Below are 6,322 nucleotides of genomic sequence, written 5' to 3'. Positions count from 1 at the left end.
GCCCCCTCTTCGCGTCCCCCACCCACACCCCCCGGCCGGGGGGGGGGGGGGGGTCACCCCCCCCCCCCCCCCGCCCGTCGTCGCCACAGCAGTGGACAGGGCGGCGCGTTCCGCGCCGCCTGGCCCTGGCCTTGGTCCCGGGCCTGGCACTGCTCGGAGCCCGGGCCTGGCTGGTGGAGCCTTTTACGGTGCCATCGGACAGCATGGAACCCACCATCGCGCAGGGCTCGGTGGTGCTCGTGTACAAACCGGCCGCGGCGTCAGGCACTGTGGGCCGCGGCGCGGTGGTGGCTTTCACCAGCCCGGAAGACGGCCATGTGGCCATCAAGCGGGTCATTGCCGTGGCGGGGCAAAGCGTGGCCATCCGGGACGCCGAACTCTACGTGGACGGCTTGCACGTGGACGAGCCGTTCATCGACCACAGCCGCATCGACGCCACGTACTTCGGCCCCGTGACCGTTCCTCCCGGCAGCATCTTCGTGCTGGGCGACAACAGGGGTGTGTCCATTGATTCCCGGGACTACGGTGCCGTGCCGCTCACCGCCATTCAGGGCACCCTGCTGACCGGCGGAAAGTAGCCTCCCGGGGCCTGGTGTGCCGCCACCTTGGAGGAACCTTTGGCTCCCCGGACGGGCCGTTCCGCCGCCAAGCTAACCCCAATCAGCCGTGGCTAGCCTGCTGGAAATTGGTGGCAAAGCAGCCCGGAAGGACGGACATGAAGATCCCCGCAACCCCTGAGCGTCCTGTAGTGGACAAGGCATTCCTCCTTGAACTGGGGCTCGAGCGTGAGCAGGGCGACGGGTGCCGGCAGGTCTTCGTGGACGACTTCCTAACGGGCCTGCCGCGCCGGATTGACCGGCTGCGGCTCGCCCTGTCCACCGCCGACCCGGCGGGCGCCCTTGACGCGGTCAGGGCTTTGAAAGTCGCCAGCCAGATGGTGGGCGCGGAGCGTTTGGCCGGCCTGATGCTGGACCTGGAGGAGGAACTCCGGGGACCTGCTTACGAGGCGGAAACCATCAGGCTGCCAAAGCTGGCAGTAGTCTTCTACACGCCGGTCAACCGGTGCGCGATGCGGACCATCGACCACCTGCAGGCACAGCACACCGGCGCACTCCTTTAGGGGCGTCTCCGTCGATCACAGGACAGTTGTCTCGGTTGCCTGACCGCCGGACACGGAAATCACCCGGTCGGCCCGCCCAATGTCCGCCGCGTCATGGCTGGCCTCCAGGACGGTGGTACCGCGCCGCAACTCCGCCGCCACGGCTGCCCGGATCAGCCGGTGAGCCTCGGCGTCCAGTCCGGCGGTGGGTTCGTCGAGCAGGAGGATGGGGGAGTCCTGCGCCAGCCCCTGGGCAATCAGCGTGCGCTGCCGCTGGCCGCCGGACAGCTCGCGCAGCTGCCGTCCGGCAAGCTCCATGATCCCCATCCGCTCCATGCTGTCAGTCACCACCTGGCGGTCCGCGGCCCGGAGCGGGCGTCCCCGGCGGTGCGGCCAGCGTCCCATTTCCACCGCCTGCCGCACCGTGCACGGCATGGTGTCCGGCGCCTCGATGTGCTGGATGACGTAGGCGGGGCGTGCCTGGGTGGTGACGGTTCCGCTGTCCGGAGCCAGGACCCCGGCGGCCATGGCCAGCAGCGTGGACTTTCCGGAGCCGTTCCGCCCGGTCAGGACGGTGTGCGTCCCCGGCGAGAACGCCAGGCTGACGCCCGACAGTACCTGCCGGTCCGGATAGGCGTACCCCACGTTGCTGAACCTGACGGCGTCCATTCTGCTCCTTTATTGATAATGATTCTTATTAAGATACAGTGGCGGCGATGGAATGGATACTTGAACCCCTGGGCGCCTCCTTCGTGCAGCGCGCCGTCCTGGCCGGCAGCCTGGTGGCTGTGGTCTGCGCCGTGGTGGGCACGTGGGTGGTGGTGCGCGGCATGGCCTTCCTCGGCGACGCCATGTCCCACGGCCTGCTCCCCGGCATCGCCATTGCGTCGCTGCTGGGCGGCAACCTCCTCCTGGGGGCTGCGCTCAGCGCCGCGGCAACGGCGGCAGGCGTCTCTGCGATCACCCGGAACCGGCGCGTCTCCCAGGACACAGCCATCGGCCTGCTCTTCGTGGCGATGCTCTCGCTGGGCGTCATCATCGTGTCCGCCTCCGGCTCGTTCGCCGTGGACCTTACCGGCACGCTCTTTGGGGACGTGCTGGCGGTGGGCATGGAGGACGTGGCGCTGCTCGCCGTCGTCGGCTGCCTGGTGCTGGGGGTGGCCGCGCTCTTTCACCGCGCGCTGGCGGCGGCCACGTTCCATCCGCAGAAGGCGGCAAGCCTGGGGCTGCGGCCCCGCCTGGCTCATGCCGTGCTGCTGGGCATGGTCACCGTTGCCGTGGCTGCCTCTTTCCAGGTGGTGGGGACGCTCCTGGTGTTCGGGCTGCTGATCGCCCCTCCCGCGGCGGCGCTCGTGTGGGCCCGGTCCGTGACGGCGGTGATGGCCCTCGGTGCCGTCATTGGCGTCTTCAGCGTGGTGGCCGGACTGTGGATCTCCTGGTACGCGTCCACTGCCGCCGGCGCCACCATCGCCCTGGTTGCCGCCCTGTCCTACTTCGCCTCCGCCCTCTGCCACTCCGCCACCCGCGGTCCCAAGCCGCGCCGCGGTGCGCTGGCCGCTGCCGCCGTCGTCCCCGCCGCAACCACACTCCCGGAAAAGGAAACCCGTGCCCCGCACCACTACGCCTAGAACTGGCGCCCTCCTGCTCGTCCTGCCCTTGCTGCTCTCCGCCTGCGCCGGGCCCGGCGCGGACGTGGCATCCACGCCGGAAGCCGCTGAACCGCACGGCTACGTTGCCGGAGCCCAGGAAAACTCCGAACCACAGACCGGCCTGCTCACCCTCAACGCCGCCACGGGGGAGGGGCAGCTGCTTTCGCTCCTCACCGGTGAGGACTCCGCCGCCGGCACCGACGGTCCCGTCACTGCCGCCTTCCGCGACGGCCGGTACGCCCTGATGGCCACGGATGCCGGGGTGGAGGTCTTCGATACCGGCGCCTGGACCGTTGACCACGGCGAGCACAAGCATTACTACAGCGCCGAGCCAGGGTCCGTGGGGCTGCTGCAGGTTCCGGACGCGGGGGCTGTGGCCGGTGACGGTACCTCCATTGCGGTGTTTTCGGAGTCCGGCGGGTACGCGGCCGTGTACCGCCACAAGGATCTCGACGCCGGCAACCTGGCGGAGTCCGCCCGGATCACCACCTCACCTCACACCGGCGTGGTGGTGCCTTACGAGGGCCACTTCCTGGCCTCCGTGACCACCGGTTCCGGTGCCGCACACGGGGTGGAAGTACGCGACGCCGGTGACACAGTGGTGCTCGGCCGGCAGGACTGCCCGGGCCTGGCCGGGCACGCCGCCACCCGGGCGGGCATCGTGATCGGATGCTCGGACGGGGCGCTGCTGGTCACCGAGGACGGCGGCACCTTCAGCGCGGAGAAGATTCCGTATCCCGACGGCGGCGGGGGCCGCCCGCCGGCCGCGCACCTGGACCACCGCCCCGGGTCCAATGAACTGGCCGGCGCGGCCGGCGACGCAGGGGTATGGCACCTCGATGCCGCCAAACGGAAGTGGACGTTCCTGCCCACACCGGCTCCGGTGGTTGCCGCGTCCGCGGTGGGCGACGGACGCCGGGTACTGGCCGTTGCGGCCGAGGGAACACTGCTGACCCTGAACCCTGCCACCGGGGCCGTTGACGCACAGGTTCCGCTGCTCGCACCCGCCGCCCCGGGAGGCGCTGCTCCGCGGATCCTGGTGGACACCTCCCGGGCCTATGTGAGCGACCCCGCCCGCTCCGCTGTGCACGAGATCGACTACGCGGACGGGCTGCGGGTGGCACGGAGTTTCGAGGTTCCTGCCGCCGACATCGTGCTGGAGACCGGACTGTGAGGCTGGGCGCGGGCGCGCGGCGCGGCCGGGTTGCCGGGCGGAACCGTACCGGGACAGCAGGCTGGCCGGCCAGGCTGGGCGCGCTGCTGGTGCTGGGCATCGGCCTGGGGCTTGCGCTGGGCGGATGCTCAGCCGCCGCCGCGGACCGCCCCACGGTGGTGGTCACCACCAACATCCTGGGCGACATCACCCGCAACGTGGTGGGGGAGCAGGCCGAGGTGGTGGTCCTTATGGCAGCCAATGCCGATCCGCACTCCTTCGGCATCTCCGCCCGGCAGGCCGCCGGCATCGAAAATGCGGCCCTCATCATCCACAACGGCGGCGGCCTCGAAGAGAACGTCCTCAACCATGTGGAAGCAGCCGAAGCCGAAGGTGTGCCGGCGCTGCCGGTGCTGGACGCCGTCGGGCCCCTCTCCTTCACCCAGTCCGGACAGGGCGCTCCGGACCCGCACTTCTGGACCGACCCATCCCGCGTGGCCAAGGCCGCGGATGCCATCGCCGTGGCAGTCAGTGAGCACGTACCCGGCGCTGACGCCGGTGCCGTGCGCTCGCAGGCGGCCAGCTACACCCGGCAACTGCAGGAACTGGAAGCATCCATGGAAGCCGGATTCGCCGGCATCGGCCCCGGCCAGCGCAAACTCATCACCAACCACCACGTGTTCGGCTACCTGGCCGACAGGTTCGGTTTCGAGGTAGTTGGTGCCGTGATCCCCAGCGGCACGACGCTCGCCTCACCCAGCCCCACGGACCTGGCCGACCTCACCGGCAAGATCCGGTCCGCCGGCGTGCGGGCCATCTTCGCCGACTCGTCGCAGCCCGCCCGGCTGGCCGAAGTGCTGGCCGCCGAGGCCGGCGAGGACATCGCAGTGGTCCCGCTGTTCACCGAATCCCTGGGCCCTGAAGGGTCCGACGCCGGCACCTACCTGGGCATGATGCGCGCCAACGCCGAACGCATCACCCGGGCCCTGGCCTGACCCGGCTCCACCAGACAGACCTGGGCTCCGCTCCCGGAGCTCCCCACCCATAAAGAAGGAACCACCCATGTATCACCGCACCGCACCCGTCCGCCTGATGACAGTGCTGGCTGCCGCCGGCCTGTTGCTCTCCGGCTGCGGCACCGCCGCCTCAAGCCCCGCCAGTCCGGCGCCAACCCAGGCCGCCACCGTGGACACCGCCGCGCCGCGCCTTGTCACCACCTACGACGGCGGCATCCAGGTCCTTGACCCGGAAACCTTCCAGGTGCTGGCCGACTTTCCCCTGGAGGGATTCAACCGCATCAACCCCGCCGGCGACGGCCGCCACGTGGTCATCTCCACCGCCAAGGGATTCGAGGTCCTGGACACCGGGGCGTGGACCGACGGCGGCAAGCACTACGCCCAGGAACCCGCCATGACGGACATCGTCTTCCCCACCACCAAGCCCGGCCACGTGGTCCGCCACCACGGAAAAACCATCCTCTTCAGCGACGGAACCGGCGAGGTGACCGTCTTCAACTCCGCAGACCTGGCCGCCGGACAGCCCCGCGTGGAAACACACCGCGCCGAAGAAGCCCACCATGGCGTCGCCGTCGAACTTGCCAACGGCGAGCTGGTCCTCACCCTCGGGAACGACAAGGAACGGCCCGGCATTGTGGTGACGGACGCCGACGGCAAGGAAATCGCCCGGAACGAGGACTGCCCGGGCGTCCACGGTGAGGCCACGGCAGCCGGGGAAGCAGTGGTCATCGGATGCCAGACCGGCGTCCTGATCTACGCCGACGGCGCCATCACCAAACTGGTGAGCCCCACTGAATACGGCAGGATCGGCAACCAGGCCGGCTCTGACGAATCCCCGGTGACCCTGGGCGACTACAAGCAGGACAAAGACGCCGAACTGGAACGGCCGCAGACCGTCTCCCTGATCAACACTGAGACGAAATCCCTGGCCTTCGTGGACCTGGGCACCAGTTACAGCTTCCGCTCCCTGGGCCGGGGACCGCACGGCGAAGCCCTGGTGCTCGGCACCGACGGCGCACTGCACGTCATCGACCCCGCAACAGCGGCTGTCAAAAACGTCTTCCCGGTGACCGCGCCGTGGGAGGAACCGCTGGACTGGCAGCAGCCCCGGCCCACCCTGTTTGTCAACGGGCACACCGCCTACGTAACCGATCCGGCGTCGAAGACCATCCATGCCGTCGACATCGAAAGCGGGAAGATCACCGGTACCGGCACGCTGGAGGCAGCACCCAACGAGCTGACCGGGGTTACCGGCTAGGCGCTGATCCTGGCTTGTTCCTGGGAGCCGCGGGCGGGTGCGTCCGCGGCTCCCAGCGCTCTTGCGCGAAATTTGTGGTTGGTTCCGGGCCGGCCGCTACTACTATCTGAGGAAGAAGTCACCCTGCCTATTGCATAGGGGCTGGAT

7 protein-coding genes are annotated in these 6,322 nt (G+C 69.6%); 6 read left to right on the top strand and 1 reads right to left on the bottom strand.

The window, feature by feature from the left end; translation table 11 throughout:
- Positions 1 to 131 precede the first annotated feature (131 nt).
- Both lepB and ACFV4R_RS15025 read left to right on the top strand, forming a co-directional pair.
- Positions 132 to 578 carry a signal peptidase I gene (gene lepB / locus ACFV4R_RS15030; protein ID WP_377227115.1) on the top strand — a complete coding sequence of 149 codons (447 nt, stop codon included), beginning with the start codon at positions 132 to 134 and terminating at the stop codon, positions 576 to 578.
- Between the two features lie 137 nt (positions 579 to 715).
- Positions 716 to 1,120, top strand: coding sequence for an Hpt domain-containing protein (locus ACFV4R_RS15025; protein ID WP_377203182.1), 405 nt, complete (start codon positions 716 to 718; stop codon positions 1,118 to 1,120).
- A 15-nt stretch (positions 1,121 to 1,135) separates the two neighbouring features.
- On the opposite strand, the gene aztA is transcribed toward ACFV4R_RS15025, so the two are convergent.
- Complete coding sequence (gene aztA, locus ACFV4R_RS15020; RefSeq protein WP_377203181.1) at positions 1,136 to 1,768, bottom strand: zinc ABC transporter ATP-binding protein AztA; 633 nt, start codon at positions 1,766 to 1,768, stop codon at positions 1,136 to 1,138.
- Between the two features lie 47 nt (positions 1,769 to 1,815).
- Here aztA and aztB point away from each other — a divergent pair, with 47 nt between their 5' ends.
- From aztB to aztD, 4 genes are all read left to right on the top strand, one after another.
- Positions 1,816 to 2,727 carry a zinc ABC transporter permease AztB gene (gene aztB / locus ACFV4R_RS15015; RefSeq protein ID WP_377203180.1) on the top strand — a complete coding sequence of 304 codons (912 nt, stop codon included), beginning with the start codon at positions 1,816 to 1,818 and terminating at the stop codon, positions 2,725 to 2,727.
- Complete coding sequence (locus ACFV4R_RS15010) at positions 2,705 to 3,922, top strand: hypothetical protein (protein WP_377203179.1); 1,218 nt, start codon at positions 2,705 to 2,707, stop codon at positions 3,920 to 3,922. Before aztB ends, ACFV4R_RS15010 begins: the two co-directional genes overlap by 23 nt.
- 2 nt (positions 3,923 to 3,924) lie before the next feature.
- On the top strand, positions 3,925 to 4,896 hold the full coding sequence (gene aztC, locus ACFV4R_RS15005; protein ID WP_377203185.1) for a zinc ABC transporter substrate-binding protein AztC: 972 nt from the start codon (positions 3,925 to 3,927) through the stop codon (positions 4,894 to 4,896).
- A 67-nt stretch (positions 4,897 to 4,963) separates the two neighbouring features.
- The gene (gene aztD / locus ACFV4R_RS15000) at positions 4,964 to 6,175 is read left to right on the top strand and encodes a zinc metallochaperone AztD (RefSeq protein WP_377203178.1); all 1,212 of its coding nucleotides are present in this window, start codon (positions 4,964 to 4,966) and stop codon (positions 6,173 to 6,175) included.
- Positions 6,176 to 6,322: the final 147 nt, after the last annotated feature.

Origin of the sequence: Pseudarthrobacter sp. NPDC059871 (assembly GCF_042731175.1) — a bacterium.
Taxonomy (GTDB): Bacteria; Actinomycetota; Actinomycetes; order Actinomycetales; family Micrococcaceae; genus Arthrobacter.
This window is presented reverse-complemented; position numbering and strand designations above follow the sequence as displayed.

Coding starts and splice junctions, on each gene's coding strand:
- ACFV4R_RS15025 (WP_377203182.1), top strand. CDS start 716: ATGAAGATCCCCGCAACCCCTGAGCGTCCTGTAGTGGACAAGGCATTC.
- aztA (WP_377203181.1), bottom strand. CDS start 1,768: ATGGACGCCGTCAGGTTCAGCAACGTGGGGTACGCCTATCCGGACCGG.
- aztB (WP_377203180.1), top strand. CDS start 1,816: ATGGAATGGATACTTGAACCCCTGGGCGCCTCCTTCGTGCAGCGCGCC.
- aztD (WP_377203178.1), top strand. CDS start 4,964: ATGTATCACCGCACCGCACCCGTCCGCCTGATGACAGTGCTGGCTGCC.